The sequence below is a fragment of the Mucilaginibacter sp. SG538B genome (genome assembly GCF_013376065.1).
Taxonomy (GTDB): domain Bacteria; phylum Bacteroidota; class Bacteroidia; order Sphingobacteriales; family Sphingobacteriaceae; genus Mucilaginibacter; species Mucilaginibacter rubeus.
Genome location: NZ_JABMJI010000001.1, coordinates 2,162,489 through 2,179,360, shown reverse-complemented (window position 1 = coordinate 2,179,360; position 16,872 = coordinate 2,162,489). Strand labels below are relative to the sequence as shown.

General features: G+C 40.3%; 16 protein-coding genes. 2 read left to right on the top strand and 14 right to left on the bottom strand.

Translation table 11 applies throughout. The features are described 5' to 3' along the window. Positions 1–4: 4 nt before the first annotated feature. Positions 5–907: a histone deacetylase gene (locus tag FHW88_RS08705; RefSeq protein WP_176624662.1), complete on the top strand. Its 903-nt coding sequence runs from the start codon at positions 5–7 to the stop codon at positions 905–907. Here the strand turns inward: FHW88_RS08705 and FHW88_RS08700 are convergent. From FHW88_RS08700 to FHW88_RS08685, 4 genes are read right to left on the bottom strand one after another with little or no spacing between them, the layout of a single operon-like run. Then, entirely contained in the window at positions 904–2,286 is a 1,383-nt protein-coding gene (locus FHW88_RS08700) for an MATE family efflux transporter (RefSeq protein WP_176624660.1), read from the bottom strand. The two genes, FHW88_RS08705 and FHW88_RS08700, sit on opposite strands and share 4 nt — an antisense overlap. A gap of 52 nt (positions 2,287–2,338) precedes the next feature. Then, on the bottom strand, positions 2,339–2,971 hold the full coding sequence (locus tag FHW88_RS08695; RefSeq protein ID WP_176624658.1) for a helix-turn-helix domain-containing protein: 633 nt from the start codon (positions 2,969–2,971) through the stop codon (positions 2,339–2,341). Positions 2,972–2,986: 15 nt separating this feature from the next. Continuing rightward, the gene (locus FHW88_RS08690; RefSeq protein ID WP_176624656.1) at positions 2,987–3,442 is read right to left on the bottom strand and encodes a GNAT family N-acetyltransferase; all 456 of its coding nucleotides are present in this window, start codon (positions 3,440–3,442) and stop codon (positions 2,987–2,989) included. Between the two features lie 9 nt (positions 3,443–3,451). Then, entirely contained in the window at positions 3,452–3,928 is a 477-nt protein-coding gene (locus FHW88_RS08685; protein WP_090525580.1) for a DUF4442 domain-containing protein, read from the bottom strand. Positions 3,929–4,102: 174 nt separating this feature from the next. Here FHW88_RS08685 and FHW88_RS08680 point away from each other — a divergent pair, with 174 nt between their 5' ends. Further along, positions 4,103–4,294: a hypothetical protein gene (locus FHW88_RS08680; protein ID WP_139159935.1), complete on the top strand. Its 192-nt coding sequence runs from the start codon at positions 4,103–4,105 to the stop codon at positions 4,292–4,294. Positions 4,295–4,367: 73 nt separating this feature from the next. Here FHW88_RS08680 and FHW88_RS08675 read toward each other — a convergent pair whose 3' ends face one another. The 10 genes from FHW88_RS08675 to FHW88_RS08630 form a co-directional block, all read right to left on the bottom strand. Beyond that, positions 4,368–5,162 carry an SDR family NAD(P)-dependent oxidoreductase gene (locus FHW88_RS08675; protein WP_090525576.1) on the bottom strand — a complete coding sequence of 265 codons (795 nt, stop codon included), beginning with the start codon at positions 5,160–5,162 and terminating at the stop codon, positions 4,368–4,370. A gap of 107 nt (positions 5,163–5,269) precedes the next feature. Continuing rightward, the gene (locus FHW88_RS08670) at positions 5,270–6,073 is read right to left on the bottom strand and encodes a phytanoyl-CoA dioxygenase family protein (protein WP_176624654.1); all 804 of its coding nucleotides are present in this window, start codon (positions 6,071–6,073) and stop codon (positions 5,270–5,272) included. An 8-nt stretch (positions 6,074–6,081) separates the two neighbouring features. After that, a complete protein-coding gene (locus FHW88_RS08665; RefSeq protein WP_176624652.1) occupies positions 6,082–7,170 on the bottom strand; it encodes a GNAT family N-acetyltransferase in 1,089 nt (362 codons plus the stop codon). 175 nt (positions 7,171–7,345) lie between these two features. Then, on the bottom strand, positions 7,346–8,323 hold the full coding sequence (locus FHW88_RS08660; protein WP_255485236.1) for a glycosyltransferase family 2 protein: 978 nt from the start codon (positions 8,321–8,323) through the stop codon (positions 7,346–7,348). 393 nt (positions 8,324–8,716) lie between these two features. Next, positions 8,717–9,979, bottom strand: a complete 1,263-nt coding sequence (locus FHW88_RS08655) for a tetratricopeptide repeat protein (RefSeq protein ID WP_090525572.1) — start codon at positions 9,977–9,979, stop codon at positions 8,717–8,719. 5 nt (positions 9,980–9,984) lie between these two features. After that, positions 9,985–11,103 (bottom strand): tetratricopeptide repeat protein, encoded by a 1,119-nt coding sequence (locus tag FHW88_RS08650; RefSeq protein ID WP_176624650.1) that lies wholly within the window; start codon positions 11,101–11,103, stop codon positions 9,985–9,987. 5 nt (positions 11,104–11,108) lie between these two features. Then, the gene (gyrA, locus tag FHW88_RS08645) at positions 11,109–13,700 is read right to left on the bottom strand and encodes a DNA gyrase subunit A (RefSeq protein ID WP_090525568.1); all 2,592 of its coding nucleotides are present in this window, start codon (positions 13,698–13,700) and stop codon (positions 11,109–11,111) included. 161 nt (positions 13,701–13,861) lie between these two features. Beyond that, complete coding sequence (locus FHW88_RS08640; protein WP_176624648.1) at positions 13,862–14,260, bottom strand: hypothetical protein; 399 nt, start codon at positions 14,258–14,260, stop codon at positions 13,862–13,864. A gap of 97 nt (positions 14,261–14,357) precedes the next feature. Continuing rightward, complete coding sequence (hemF, locus tag FHW88_RS08635; RefSeq protein WP_176624646.1) at positions 14,358–15,272, bottom strand: oxygen-dependent coproporphyrinogen oxidase; 915 nt, start codon at positions 15,270–15,272, stop codon at positions 14,358–14,360. 282 nt (positions 15,273–15,554) lie between these two features. Beyond that, complete coding sequence (locus tag FHW88_RS08630; protein ID WP_176624644.1) at positions 15,555–16,787, bottom strand: MFS transporter; 1,233 nt, start codon at positions 16,785–16,787, stop codon at positions 15,555–15,557. Positions 16,788–16,872: the final 85 nt, after the last annotated feature.

The window sequence follows — 16,872 nt, the reverse complement described above, 5'->3', positions numbered from 1 at the left end:
AGGTATGCTCAAAATAGCTTACGATCCGATATATGCCCATCCGCTGCCCGAAGGGCACCGCTTTCCTATGCTGAAGTATGAACTGATCCCGGGCCAGTTATTATATGAAGACGTGATAGGCAGGAATAATCTGTTTTCGCCGGGGCTGCTGGAAGAAAATATCATTACCCGTACCCATGATGAAAATTACTGGCACCAGCTTCGAGACCTCACGCTTTCACCGAAGGAACAACGCCGCACGGGTTTTCCTTTATCGGCGCAATTGGTTGAACGGGAGATCAGGATAGCAAAAGGCACAATTGATGGCTGCCGGTACGCTTTTGACGATGGTGTCGCGTTCAATGTTGCAGGCGGTACACATCACGCAGGCAGTAACTGGGGTGAAGGTTTCTGCCTGTTAAATGACCAAGCTATTGCAGCTAATTATTTATTAGACAATAAATTATCCAAATCTATCTTAATAATTGATTTAGATGTACATCAAGGCAACGGCACAGCTGAGATCTTTGAAAATGAGTCCAGGGTATTTACTTTCTCAATGCATGGGGCTAACAATTTCCCTTACAGAAAGGAGCAATCTGATCTGGATATCCCTTTAAAAGATGGCGTAAGTGATGGCGAGTTTCTCGACATACTTAAGACAACGCTGCCGCGATTGATTGAGCAACATAAGCCCGATTTTATCTTTTACCTTTCGGGTGTTGATATTTTGGCTACTGATAAGCTGGGTAAGCTTGCATTAAGTAAAGACGCATGTAAAGCCCGCGATCAGTTTGTTTTTGAACAATGCGTCAAACACAATGTCCCGGTGCAGGTAAGTATGGGAGGAGGGTATTCACCACAAATTAAAGATATTGTAGAAGCGCACTGTAATACGTTCAAGGCAGCTATTGACCTCTTTTTTTAATCCTTTGCCATTATTGATATTACCGGCTTTTGCTTACGGCTTTTGCTAAGCAGGTTAAACCGTGCAAATAAAAGTACCGAGGCAGTCCCGAGGCCCAGCACAAGGCCATACCAAACCCCATAAACCCCAAGGTTTAATTTAATACCAAGCAGGTAACCAACAGGCAAACCAATTATCCAGTACGCCAGAAAAGTAATAACGGTTGGAATATTTACATCGCCCATGCCCCTTAGCACACCAAGCCCAACAACCTGTGCGCCATCAAACAGCTGAAAAAATGCTGCAATTATAAGTAACTGTGATGCAATAGTTATTACTTCTTTATCCGAAGTAATAATCCATGGTAAAAGATGCCTGCCTAAAGCAAATACTACTGCTGTAAACGCCATGAAAAGCAATACAATGTGATAATTGGAGATAGCCGCAAGCCTTAAATTACGATGATCGCTTACACCAAAATAGTTACCCGATTTAATTGCTGCAGCTGCACCAATGCCGCTTGCCATCATATAAGTCATGGATGCCATAGTTATAGTAACCTGGTGTGCGGCCTGCGCAACTACGCCGATGGTGCCAACCAATAATGCAGCGCCGCCAAAGGCGCTGATCTCAAATGTGTACTGCATTGCCACAGGCGCACCGATTTTCATGATCTGGATACCTCGAAGCCTATCGATATTCTTAATGGCAAAATCTGTTAAATAAGTTTTAAAATTTTTTGAGCGGAAAACATAGATACCCATAACAGTTGCCATTAAGCAACGATCAATCAGTGTACTGTAGCCAACACCTCTGATACCCATTGGTTGGATGCCAAACAGGCCCTTAACAAAAATTATCCCGAACAAAATATTAATAAGGTTACCCCATATAGATATCATCATAGCTTGCTTGGTGAAACCCAACCCTTCTGCAAATTGCTTAAACGTATTAAAAATAAGCAGGGGTATTAGGGACAAGCTAAGCAAAAATAAATATGGCTTAGCCTCTTTTACAACCTCGGGCGACTGGTCAAGGTGGCCGATAAGCAACATGGTCCCAAAGTAGATTCCGCAAAACAGGATGATTCCGCTCAGTATATTCAGGAATAAACTATTGGATAATAACAGGCCGCATTCTTTGTGATTTTTGCGCCCATTATTTTGGGCGATAAGTGGCGTTAAACCATAAGAGATCCCCATGCCAATCACCAACGGAACCATGAACAGACTGTTTACGGTTGATACCGCAGCCAAAGAAACAGTGCCCGCAAAATGCCCCACAATGATGGTATCAGACATTTGAACAAGCGTGTGTCCTACGTTTGATATAATTACCGGGATAGCCAATTTAAGGCTTTCAAGATAATAAGGTTTGTATTTTTGGTAAAGGGCTCTCATAATTACTCAGGCAACAGGAGGACAAAAGTAACCATTCGGGCACACAGAAAAGTCAGCAGGCTGTATAATATTCTTCCTTTTCGGTTGTGTTGATCTTGATCAGGCCTGATAATATCAGGTCAACAAGTACATTCTGAGCACGACGGCGCCCAACTTTAAGCAGCTCGCTGCATTCTTTTATGGTAATGCGGCCAGCTTTTTCCAAATGGCCAAGTAAGGTACTCTCGTTTTCAGAATACTCAATTAAAACACCCTGATCATTTGACGAACGTTTTAAAACTTCCAGTACAATTTTACTGGCCAGTACACTTTTATCTTTTACGCGTACATAAGCCCACCATTTACCGTCTTCGGCGAGAGCATAATGAGGTTTTAGCTCGCTTGAAGCAATCTCTACAACGAGTACCAATTTATCATCAAAATATACCTCTTCAAAAACAGGTTCAAGCGCCGGCCTCGAAAAAAAATGAGCTGCCTTTGTTATCATGTACCTTTCTTCGTCGTCTGATTTCACCCCTTTTATTGTGCCATCATCAGCTACGCCAATAAGTAGCTTGCCGCCTTTATTGTTGGCGAATGATACCATTGTCCGGGCTATTTTTTCGCAACTGGTTATCGTTTTTTTAAAGTCGACGGTTACGCCTTCTCCTTCAAAAATCAGCTTCTTTACATTTGTTTTATGCATAGCCTTTTATAATTATCAGGGCTTAATGTATGGTGTGAAAATTTCCATCCAGGTTTCAGGGCGTGAAATGGGTGAAAAACCAAATTGATTATACAAGTTATGCGCATCCAATGTAGCTAACGACCATCTTCTTAAACCTTTCAAATCCGGATGTTTAACAATTGTTTGGATTAACCATTTAGAAAGGCTTTTACCACGATAAGCAGGCAGTACAAATACATCGCAGATATAAGCAAACGTAGCATTATCGGTAACAACACGTGCAAAGCCCGCCTGTTCATGGTTTAGATAAATACCAAAACACATGGAGTTTTCGATGGCTTTTGCCATTTTTTGTCGCGGGATGCCTTTTGCCCAGTATGATTCATTATTCAGATAATCATAAATAACATCAACGTTAAGCAGGTTTTTATCGGTTGAGATTTTGAAGCCTTTTTTTTCAAAAGCTTCGTCATTCATAATTACAGTCATCAGTATAAGTTATATAGTAGTATCAGTAAAGTTTAAGTTTCGAATATATACCTCAATCATGAGGGATACGCATATTTCGCCATCTTTATTGTAAATGTCAATAGGGAACGAGCGAATAAATTTCCCGGCTGTATTTAAAACATGCTCTGCTTCGGCTATATCGCTGTCTGATAGCTCGATATCAAAAGATAAATTTGTTGCTGCCGGCCTTGCGTATTTTACCGTTGCCGATTTTGACCAAACCGTAAGTTTATAACCTTTATGGCTAAATATTTGATAAAACAGGATAGGGTAAAAGGGATCTGCGGCCGAGAAAAGCGTGCCGCCAAAAATTGAGTTATTGTAGTTTTTATTGAGAAAACTCTTCCTGACTTTTACCTTAACACCGCGATAGCCTTTGCTGAATTTAACTACCCAGATACGCTGGAAAAGGAGAGGAGGGTAGAAGCGCATTACCCACTTTAATAATCCTTCGGATACTACCATAGCGCTTAAAGATCAGAAAAAAATTAAACAATAAGTGGCAAATGTGAATCAAACAGGCGTATGTTTAAAAATAAAAAGATAATAAAATCCAGAATTACCGGTAAACAATACGGTTAAAGCTTCGTTAATAGTATGGTTCATCATAAATTGATTATTAATCAAAAGCAAATAACTATGAAAAAGCAATTTTTAAGTTTCGCACTTGTCGCGGCAATGATAGGCGCTATTGCTACCAGCTGTAGCTCGGAAAAAAAAGCAGGCGATGGCTCTGACAGTACAAAAATGGATTCAACAAGTCAAAGTGCACCGGCGGCTACTGACACAGCTAAGACCGACACAAGCAAAAAAGACACTACAAAACATTAGAAATTTAGAACGCATAAAAAATCCCGGCCAGGTTTACGCCTGACCGGGATTTTTGTGCTTTTTCGTTTAAATTTCAGAATGCTGTTTTTATAACCCCGCCATCAGCACGTAAAGTTGCACCATTAGTTGCTGCCGATAGCGGACTTGCAATATAGGTAACCATGTTTGCAATTTCCTCTGTAGTAATAAAGCGTTTTATTAATGACGTGCCACGCACATTAGTGAAAAATTCTTTTTCTACCTCAGTATTACTCAAACCCTGATCTTTTGCTAAAGCCTCAATGAAATCGCCCACGCCTTCAGATAAAGTCGGCCCGGGCAAAACAGTATTTACAGTAACACCTGTGCTTTTAGTAAGTTCGGCCAAACCACGTGCAACTGCAATTTGAGCCGTTTTGGTTGTGCCATAATGGATCATTTCTTCGGGGATCTGATATGCCGATTCGCTAGAGATAAAAATAATACGGCCCCAATTTTTACTGATCATTTTATCAAAATAGGCTTTCGACAACCGTACCCCGCTTAGTACATTGACCTCAAAAAACTTCAGCCAGTCGGCATCGGTAATTTCGGTAAATGGTTTAGGTTCAAAAATACCCACGTTGTTCACCAGGATATCAACTTCCGGCAATTGTGCTGTCAGTGTTTCAACTTGCGCAATATTTGAAAAATCAGCAGCAATGCCTTTAATTTTATTGTTACCGGTTTCGGCAATCAGCTTTTTTACAACTTCGTCAACCTTGGTTTGGTTTCGGCCATTTACATATACCGTGGCGCCCTCGTTGGCTAATGATTTTGCAATAGCATAGCCAATTCCGGCTGTTGATCCGGTTACCAGCGCGATTTTGTCATTAAGTTTAAGATCCATGATTTTAGTTTTTGCTTAATAACACAAGTGTAGCATTGTTGTTAGTTTAAGGCAGATTTTAAAATCAAAGATTAAACAGCATTGACAATAGATGGCAAATTTTGAATTTAACCCTGACCGGGCTGGTACATTCTTTTTTCAACAGGCTGATAATATTCGTTTAAGTTTTCCGGCACCCGGGATTTATAACCCAAAACTTGCCTCAGGTCATCACTTAATCCTTCGCCAAATTCATATCCCAAAAATCTTGGATAATCAAGCTGTTGTTTAAAAAAAGGCTTAGTAAAAGCCATGGTTAATGTCCGCCTTGTTGCATCAGTATAATTTTTACCAGCCGCATGCCACAAATTGGAGTCAAACAAGATAATGCTGCCTCTTTTTGCATTGGCACGATCTGCATTTTTGTAGAAGAAATCACTCTCCGGTTTTTCATCGCTTTTATGCGAGCCTGACAAAAAATAAGTTGACCCGTTTTCAGGAGTAAAATCATCTAATATTATCATCATTTGAATCATTACTTTAAAATCGCCGGTAAAACTTCTTATATCCCGATGGATGTTTTGAACATATGGTTTTTCATCTTTTAAATTGATGACCGCGCCCAGCGAATTTATAATGTAATTTCCTTTTAAGAAATGCATCATCTGATCTGCACAATATTTTCGTTCAAGAAACTTCAGTGAAAATCTTTCCCGTTCAACAAGGTGGTGTAACGTTCCGTTCATGTTATCACCTATACCATTTGCAATTTGAATTTTACGCCTGATATCGTATGCAGGTATCAATGAATCTGTTATTTCATCAATGAATTCTTCGTCCAGGGCATTTTCGTATATAATCCATCCATATTCATCCATTACCCGGTCGAATACGGCAAGGTCAGCATCGGAATAGTTAAACTTATTTTTCATTTCTGTATTTAATTAAGGTTTTCAATTGTGGTGGTTTCTGGTTCAGAGGTAGTTGACCGTGTTTTTCTGTTAGGATGGCGATATAATGGAAAGAATTTAATTTCAGGATTGGGATCCACACCCGATTTTAAAACAAACTCGTTATATGCAGGCTCATCATTGATATAGCACCAGATCCGATCTTTTACCTGTAAGTTGGAGAAAAGCTTTTTGAAATTAAAAAGTGAATCTTCTTTTCCGCCTACGCCGCCTCCAAGGTGAAAGATCTTTTTTCCTAATCTTCTTCCAATCATACTTATCTCGTCTGTTAATAGTTTACTCGGAGAAATATTCAGATAATCGGGAGAAGTAGCAGAAAGGTGGTTTCTTACTATGTTATCTGATAATAAAATGAGCGCTCCGCACATTAGGTTTAGGCCATCGTAAATTAAGATCAGTTTATTTTTCATGTATTCCTCGTTAAGAAGATTGATAAAATGCTGAACATCAAAATAATAATTAGATGAGGCATGCAGCCTATCCATGTTTTTATAATACATTTCCGCAAAATGTTCAATTTCCTGAATTGTATCCGCTTCTTTAATAACAAAGCCCATTTTTCGCAGGCTTCTTATTTGGCGGCCAAGTCTTTTGTCATAGCCATTCCGTTGTTCTTCTTCAGACATGGAAAGATCAACGTACAGCGTTGTGCCGTTATCCTTAATACCGCCAATATTTTCCAAAAGATGATGCTGATTGAGGAACGGATGTAATCTTGAAAAGATACAAATGGCCGATTCTCCTTTCATAAAACCTGTAAACGCAACCTTAAATTGTGTAGTTATTGCGACCGGTAAGTTTTCAAGGGGTATGTTGGATAAAGGCCCTGAATAGCCATACACGCAAGTCATATCGAAGTATTCGGAACCTTCAATTTTCCTCTTGATCACGGGTAATGCTATAAAAACTGCATTTTCTTCATAAACAAATAAAAGCGGCTCGCCTTCATTATTTAATGAGTGATAATACCAGGTATGAAATCCCTCGTGCGCATATGACCGGTTTATATATTCGTCCCAATCTTTTCTATTACGTATGGTGAAACTTCGATAGCTCATAAGTGGTTTTAATTACGTTTAATTATTGATTATATGCCCGAGGGTAGGGCATGGGGTGCTTGTTAGTCAATAATACGAGGCAGTTTATGCCTCAAAAAAATGAAAATACTTATCCTTGTACCCGTTGGGTACAGGTTGATCATAATACAGCAGGAAGGAAAAACTGGGATAAAGTTTAAAGCAGATATTTTACAGTATCAAAAGCTTTACGTAACCGAAACCGGCCTAATTCAAATAGTATATATCTTTTAAGATACAGCAGCAGCAGCATTTTCTTTTGCATTCCACGATAGCGAAAGCGTCTGATAATGAGATTAAAATCACTGATAACCATCTCCATCCGGGCATCATTTCTTATCATGCTCCAAATGCCGCCAACATGATTGCGATAGCAGCTCATAACCTCAGGCATTACATATATTTTGCGCCCGGTGTTGAATGTGGCAAAGATTTTAAAGAATTTATCGGCTGCATAGCAACTCGTATACCATGACTCCTGAAACAATTCATGTACTTCTGGGATGTTATGATAAACAACAGTTGCTGTTTTAGTTTCTACCTGCCGGCCAACTAATAAATCTTGATAAGTATACTCAAGCGGTACAGGATTTGGCTCGATATTCAGGGTGTTATTGTTGATATCAATCACTCTTGTGTGGTGACAACAAATAATATATTCCGGGTTATTTTCCAGGAAATTGACTTGCTTTTGCAACTTTTGAGGACTTGTCCAAAAGTCATCGCCATCACAAAGAGCAATGTATTTTCCTTCACATGCTTTGATGGTATTAATAGTATTTAAATGAGCTCCACGGTTTTTTTCCGGGTAGATGATTTTGATTTTATCAGGATATTTTTCCTTGTATGATCTCACTATTTCAGTTGTGCCATCGGTTGAGCAATCGTCGCCAATAACAATTTCGTACCTAAAATTAGTTTCCTGCATCAGGAAACTTTCGATAGCCTGGCCGATAAAATCTTTGTGATTGTAAGTTGTACAGCAAACGCTAACCATCAAGTTCTGACCTGTTACCATATAAAAGAAAAAATTTATTTTAGAAGTATTAAATAGAATTTGAGCTTCACATGCCTGGTACTTTACCGAGATACCGAACCTGGTATACGTTTGAACCATCGCACAATGCTTCGCCATATGACTCACATTTTTTATTTATTTGATCGAAAGGTTTATTGCTTAAATAAACTTTTAATTCGTCTTTGGTTCGATCAAAAATCAATAATTACGAGTCGGCTTATAACAGCAATTTGCTATGTCAAATATATTTAATTCATGCTTATCAGCAGCCCGCGCTACTTTATTGACTCTTAAATTGTAAACTACTTTTCAATTACTTTACATACCTGTGAACGCCTGTAAATATTATCTGTATACCCGTGCAATTCGGTAAAAGTTTAAGCTAAAATTAATAGTATCTATGTGAAATTTGCAAATGAATATTATTCCCATAATTAACATTATGTTAAGTAAAACTTTTAAAAGGAAGGCCTTTTTCAAGGCCCCTCTTTTTTATATTGTATTATCTAATTATTGATTGGTTGGTAACGCATCAATCTGAGCTTTTAATTTTGAAGCATTCGCATCATCTTTAACACCCAAATAATAGGTTCTTAAATTTTGCAATGCGTCAATTGATTTTGGCTGTAGTTCAACAGCTTTTACCAAATATGGTTTAGCTTGTTCAAACTGAGCTTTAGCTTTAGCAATAGCAGCATCGTATTCTTTTTGTTTGTTAGCAGGCAATTTATTAGCAGCGTTATAAGCGTCAATAGCGGGGTTAAGTATTACATAACCATAGTTTAAATTAGCTTCAAAATAATTAGGATCAATTTCTAAAGCTTTTTTATACATTTCACCAGCTTTAACATAAGCCTCGGCTTTTGAGGCCTGCAGTTTCGCTTTTGCAGCAGCATCTTTAGTTGCACCCGCTTCTTTTGCGTAATTATCGGCTGTTTGTGAATAAGTTAGACCTGCATAGTAATACAAAGTCTTGTTTTTAGGGTCATTAGCCAAAGCTGCCTGGATCTTATCGGTAACTTCTTTTTCTTTTCCTGTTTGCAGGCTGATTTCGATTTCACGTTTACGCAATTCACTGTTTGCCGGGTATTTACTCACACCTTCAGATACTGCTTTAAGTGCACCTGCAGTGTCTTTACTGGCGAGATATAATGAAGAAAGATCAAGGTAAACCCCGGCATTTTTTGAATATTTTGTAGTTACCAGTTTGCTGTAGTTTGAAATTGCAGCCGGATAATTTTTTCCGTTTGCAGCTGCAAGACCGGTGTAATAAATGGCATTGGTATCTTCTGGTAATACGGTGCGGTAAAAGTCAAATGATTTGTAAGCAAGATCATATTTACCGGACGAATATTCTTTTACACCTTTAGTTAATTGATATTGAGCCAGATTTAAGTATGCCTCATCAATCATTTTTTTATTTTCACCTTTAGTGTCAGCTTCTTTAGCTTTTTTCAAGGCTTCTTCGGCTGTGGTAAACAAAGGCAATGAAGTAGCGGGTACAGTATCCTGAACAGCTAACGCTGAATAAATTGAACCTTTTACAGCGTAAGTAAGCGGTAAAGTAGCGGTTTTTTCATTGGCTGAAGCTTTGTCAATTGATTCTTTTGCAGTAGTGAGGCTTTTGCCTGCCATCGCTGCCATTGCCGGCTGGCCCCTTAAGCCCGAATATTTTTCATATTCTTCTTTTGCGGTATTTAACTCGCCTTTCTGTGCAAAAGCTGTTGCTGAAACCAAGCCTAACAGGCCCGCCATCAAAAGTTTGATTTTCATGATTATTATTGATTGGTTAACTGTTTTAGTTTATTGTTTATTTTGTCTAACTGATCCTGGTTATTGGTTTTTGCGTATGCCAACTGCAAAGCCTGCAGGCTGTTTACGTTATTCGGTGATATTTCATTGGCCTTTTCAAGCCATTGAATAGCTCGCCCAAGGTCCTGAATGCTCCTCTCCCCTTTCGAAGTCGTGCTTTGCTTTAAATATAATAACCCCAAATTAAATACCGGATCAAAATATGTTCCGCTTAGTTCAATGGCGTGTAAGTAAAGAGATTCTGCCTGATCAAATTTATCTAAATGATCGTAGCAATTAGCTGCAACAAATGCAATATCGGCGTTATTTGCATTAATATCAAGCAAGGGGCCAATTAGGGGCTCTAAGGCTTTGTAATTTTTTTTATTGTTATAGATATTGGCTTCATCAAGTAATAAAAATCTGTCGTTAGGCAAGATTTTCCTCCCTTTTTGAAGAATCTGTAAAGCCTTGGCCGTATCCCCCAATGATTTATAGATATTTGATGCTGTTTCAATATATTCAGTACGTGCACTGTCAACCCTTAGCATATTGCTATAATACACAGCGGCATCCTGCAAATTACCAGCTTTATTGTTTGCGAAAGCGATATAGGTATTGATCTGATTCATCGCCGGCGCATACTTTTTCGCGTTTTCAAACCAAGTTTTAGCATTGGTGAAATCTGAATTATTTACCGCATCAAACCCCTTTCGGATATAAACGTTTGCCAGGCAGCGCCTGGTATAATCAAGTTCTGACTGGTACTTGAAAATCTTGTTCATACCCGATAGCCGATCAACCAGTTTGGTTGTTTTGTCAAGCATATCTGCAGGCATCCCGAGTTTGTTTAAAGAATCGATGTACAGGATACTCGAATTTACAATAGCCCGGTAAAGGTTTTTTTCAATATCAGCCGTATCCGACTTGGTAATGATCAAACTATCTGCAGATTTTTTGGCCGCAGCCAAGTATTTCAGGTCGTTTTTCTGTTTATAAAAAGCCAGGTTATTTACTACAACTTTCAGCGCTTCTTTTTGTGCGAAGGCAAAAGTCGTAGTAAAGCTTGTAATTAAAACCGATAAAATGATCTTGCGGTAGTGCATATTTATTATTCTGTTGTATCGTCAGTTGATGGTTCTGCACCATTTTCAGCTGTATCATCACCGCCTGTATTTTCGGCTGTGGTATCAGAGCCTTCTGCATTTTCATCACCTTCTTTTACTTCCTCATCCTCATCATGCTCAATTTTGGCTACTGAAGCTATCTCATCGTTGTTTTTAAGCGTTATCAGCCTTACACCCTGTGTTGCACGGCCCATCACTCTTAATTCGCTTACAGCTATACGGATAATAATACCTGACTTGTTAATGATCATCAGGTCTTCCTTATCTGTAACACCTTTTATGGCAACAAGGTTTCCGGTTTTTTCAGTAATATTTAATGTTTTTACACCTTTACCACCACGGTTCGTAACACGATAGTCTTCAATGTCGGTACGTTTACCGTATCCCTTTTCTGATACCACCAATACGGTTGTTTCAGCGTCATCAATTGCTATCATGCCAACTACCTCATCGCTCTCGTCATCAAGCGTAATACCACGAACACCGGTAGCGGTACGTCCCATTGGCCTTACTGTTGATTCATTGAAACGAATAGCACGACCAGACTTAAGTGCCATCACAATTTCGCTGCTGCCACTGGTTAAGCTTGCCTCAAGTAATGAATCGCCCTCGTTAATATTGATAGCATTGATACCATTTGAACGTGGACGTGAATAAGCCTCGAGTGAGGTTTTCTTGATGGTACCCTTCTTGGTACACATAATAATGAAGTTATTTTCAAGGTAGTTCTGATCTTTAAGCGAAATCAGTTTAATGTAGGCCTTGATATTCTCTTCTTTCGGAATATTGATGATATTCTGGATGGCGCGGCCTTTTGAGGTACGTGTGCCTTCCGGTATTTCAAACACCCGGAGCCAGAAACATTGTCCCGATTCGGTAAAGAAGAGCATATAGTTGTGGTTTGAGGCAATAAGCAGGTGCTCAATGAAATCCTCATCACGGCTGTTGCTGCCAATAGCGCCTTTACCTCCCCTGCTCTGCCTGCGGTATTCGGTAAGCGGGGTACGTTTGATATAACCTTCGCGGGAGATGGTGATTACTACATCCTCGTCCTCAATAAAGTCTTCAGTTTGCATTTCTGCAGATGAGTGAACCATTTCAGTACGGCGCTCATCGCCATATTTCTCCTTAACTTCCAATAACTCATCCTTAATGATCTGCATCCTTAAACCTTCGTCGCTCAGGATGTTTTTTAAGTGTTCGATGAGTTTCATTAAAGCGGCATATTCATCTTTGATCTTATCACGTTCAAGTCCTGTTAACCTCCTTAGGGTCATATCAAGGATAGCACGTGCCTGGATATCGGTTAAACCAAAGCTGCTCATCAAGCCTTCCCTTGCTTCATCCGGAGTTTGTGAAGCGCGGATCAGGCGGATAACTTCATCAAGGTGATCTAAAGCGATCAATAAGCCTTCAAGGATGTGCGCGCGTTTTTCAGCTTCATTAAGCTCAAATTTGGTGCGGCGTACCACAACCTCATGACGGTGCTCAACAAAGTGATGGATCAGGTCTTTTAGGTTAAGCAGCATTGGCCGGCCATTAACCAACGCGATGTTGTTTACACTAAACGATGTTTGGAGGGCCGTATATTTAAACAGGTTGTTTAATACAATAGCAGCATTGGCGTCACGTTTGATCTCATAAACGATGCGGATCCCTTCACGACTCGATTCATCGCGAATAGCCGAAATGCCTTCCAGTTTCTTTTCGTTAACCAGTTCGGCAGTACGCTCAATCATCAAAGCTTTATTTACCTGGTAAGGTATTTCGCTAACAACGATGCGTTCACGTTCGCCATTATAGGTTTCAATCTCCGCACGTGCGCGGATCACAACCCTGCCGCGGCCTGTTTCAAGCGCTTCGCGAGGGCCGTCGTACCCGTAAATAATACCGCCTGTAGGGAAATCAGGGCCTTTTACATATTTCATTAACTCGGCAACCTCGATCTGGCGGTTATCAATTAATGCCATGGTTGCATCGATAACTTCCGATAGGTTGTGCGGAGCCATGTTGGTAGCCATACCTACGGCAATACCCGAAGCGCCGTTAACCAGCAGATTAGGAAATTTGGATGGCAGTACGGTTGGCTCCTGCAGTGAGTCGTCAAAGTTTAATTGAAAATCAATGGTGTCTTTGTTGATATCAGCAAGCATCTCTTCCGCAAGCTTTTGTAAGCGTGCCTCTGTATAACGCATTGCCGCAGGTTCGTCACCATCAACTGAACCGTAGTTACCCTGGCCTTCAACCAGTAAGTAGCGTAAGCTCCACTCCTGAGCCATACGTACCATAGTGTCGTACACCGATTTATCACCGTGCGGGTGATACTTACCCATCACCTCACCCACAATACGGGCAGACTTTTTATAGGGTTTGTTATTGGTTAAACCCAGGTCAAGCATACCGTAAAGTACGCGCCTGTGAACGGGTTTCAGTCCATCGCGGACATCGGGCAGCGCCCTGGAAACAATCACCGACATTGAATAATCAATGTACGCCGATCGCATTTCCTCATCAATATTTATCGAAATTATCCTGTCTTCTGCGTGTGAATTATCGTTTTCTGTTCCTTCAGCCATTTTTAATTATTTGTAGAACCTTCTCTTATAATTGCGTGTTAAAATTGATTTTTCAACGACCTGCGAAGTTAAAAAAATACTTGGGATTGCGCCAACTTAGTAACAATAAACCGGGGGAACATATTACCCCGGTTTAACAATTTTGTTACTTTAATACAGGTTTAATTCACCTTTACCCAGTAATCTTCAACCTTGTTGCCGTTGGGCAAAACCGAAAGCAGTTTTAGTGTATCGTTACTGATTATGTAGTTGTATTTTATGGTTTTGTTAAGCAGTTTTGACTCCTGCATACAATAGGTTTGGGTTTCAAAGCAGGTGTCAGCTTTTAACTGGTAATCGCCTTTTTCATATACCTGGGTCTTCTCTCCTTCTTCTATAACCCTCGCTTTGTAATGCTCGTTGTCGTAATCCCGTTGTAGTTTATAAGCTTTAGGGGCAGCATCAGTTTTGCCGTTAATTATACCGCCGCGGTATTCCCAGACGCCTCTGAGCGGACTGTCATCAAAACGGAAAGCACATAACAGTAAAATACCGAGTACCGGCACAATAGATCTTTTCATTGGTGATATTATTAGCTAAAAGCCTAAAGCTTAACGCTGAAAGCTTTTTTTCGGAGGCTTTGCCTTTGGCCTTCAGCGTTATGCTTTCAGCTTTGCCCTATGCCCAGTTAATTCCTTTTTTTAATAAAGATAGTGTTTTTTCCTCTTCGCTGCCAGCTAACGGGTGATAGTCATAAACCCATTTGGCTGTAGGCGGCAGGCTCATTAATATCGACTCGATGCGGCCGTTGGTTTCCAGCCCGAATTTGGTGCCGGCGTCATAAACCAGGTTAAATTCTGCATAACGGCTGCGGCGCTGGTATTGGAAAAGCTGCTGCGCTTCGGTAAATGATTTATCGCGATTTCGGTTAACCAGCTCAGTATATAAGGGTGCAAAAGAGCGGCCAACAGATTTTGAAAACTCAAAGATATCTTCCCAGCTTAACTCATCATTAGCGGTAAGCCTGTCGTAAAATATGCCGCCTATTCCACGGGTTTCATTACGGTGTTTGATGAAAAAGTAATCATCAGCCCATTTTTTAAACCGGGGGTAAAAATCGGCATAGTATTGATCACAAACAGCTTTTAGGCCTGAATGAAAAAAACGGGCGTCATCTTCTGTTACATAATGAGGCGTTAGATCTATTCCTCCGCCAAACCAGCGAACCGGTTTCTGGCTGTCGCCCATGGTTGATGGCATTTCAAAGTAGCGGATGTTCATGTGGATGATAGGTACCAGCGGGTGATTGGGATGGATCACAATTGATACACCGGTGGCAAAAAAATCATCCTGCTCAACCTGCAGGGCACGCTTCATGGTATCGGGCAAATGACCGTGAACAGCCGAAAAGTTAACCCCGCCCTTTTCAAGGATGTTACCGTTCTGGATAACCCGGGTACGCCCCCCGCCTCCGCCCTCGCGCTCCCAAATCTCCTCCTCAAATTTTGCGGCGCCATCTAATTGCTCAAGTGCGGTGCAGATTTCATTCTGTATTTGTTTATAATCTTCGGCTATTTGTTCTTTGCTGATCATAGGCTGTAAAAGTAATGAATTTTGGGAATTGCAGCGGAAGGCCTTTTTTCAACGTGGAAACCCGTAGCTACCCGCATTTACAGCCGATAATTGAAAGTGTTCAACTTTTTTAGGTGTGAACACCCCGTAAAAATAAATCAATTGATAATCAATTACTTATGTGTTCATTATTTTATTGCTAAAAACGTAAACAACTGATAATCAATGCCTGTGTTTTTAACATTAGGCTAAACGCAACATTTTTGAACACCCGTTTTTTAAAAGTTGAACACCTGGCCGATTTTAGCTTATCTCTACGTAATTCAAATCCTTGCCGAAGGTTTCCTTTAACTGGCTTAAGGATAACAGGGCTACTGCAGTAAGTATCCCCATCATGATATATCCCGATTTAATATACCCATACTTTGCATTGAAAGCATTAAATGCTACAGTTATAGGGATTAGTGAACCACGTACAAAGTTGGGCACCGTAGTGGTAACTGTTGAGCGGATATTGGTGCCGAATTGCTCAGACGCAATGGTAACAAACGTTGCCCAATAACCTACAGTACAACCCATGAAAAAGCTTAATACAGCAAATTTTTCGGGAGTAATGCCGTAACTGCTTAAATAAAAGTGGACACTAATTAATGATATAACCAGAAATACGGCCATCGTTAGTTTGCGCGATTTGGTAACCTGGGCCAGTAAGCCAGCCACAATATCGCCGATGGCAATGCCTATGTAACTGTAAAAAATACCATCGCCCGGTTTGATCAGGGTTTTAGCCCCTAAAGCAGCCCCAAACTTATCCGAAAAGCTGATCAATACACCCACTACGTACCAAAGCGGTGCGCCTATCAGGATACAAAACAGGTATTTTTTTAAACGTTCCCAGTTGGTAAACAACATGAGCATGTTGCCTTTAGATACATCGCTGTTCTCAACATTTTTGAACATGCCCGATTCAAAAGTACCAACACGAAGCAGCAATAATAAAATTCCTAAGCCGCCGCCTACAAAGTAGGCATTACGCCAGCCAAATTTAGCTACAGCATAAGCGGCAGTAGCTCCAAACAAGCCAATAACAGCTACCATCATGGTTCCGTAACCCCGGTTTTCCTTGCTTAATGTTTCGCTAACCAGGGTAATACCTGCGCCAAGTTCGCCTGCAAGCCCCAGGCCTGCAATAAACCTTACTATGGCATAAGTATTTACATCATGAACAAGGCCGTTGGCAAAATTGGCAATGGAGTAAAGTAATATCGAACCAAAAAGCACCTTAATACGACCCAGTTTGTCACCGACAATGCCCCATATGATGCCGCCAAGCAACAGCCCAAACATCTGGATGCTGATAATGAACTGACCTTTATCAGTTATTTCCTGTGCATTTAAGCCGATATCTTTAAGGCTGGGGATGCGTACTATAGAAAAAACCAAAAGATCATATATATCAACAAAATAGCCCAGGGAAGCAACAAGTACTAAGAAAACAGCGTTCCTTGTGGCTTTGGCGTTGGTAACATCGGTCATATCGTGTAAAAATTGGTTGGCTAATGTAGGTGATTTATGAAGATAAAAACAAAAAAATCGGCACAAAAAAACCCCTGTCATAACA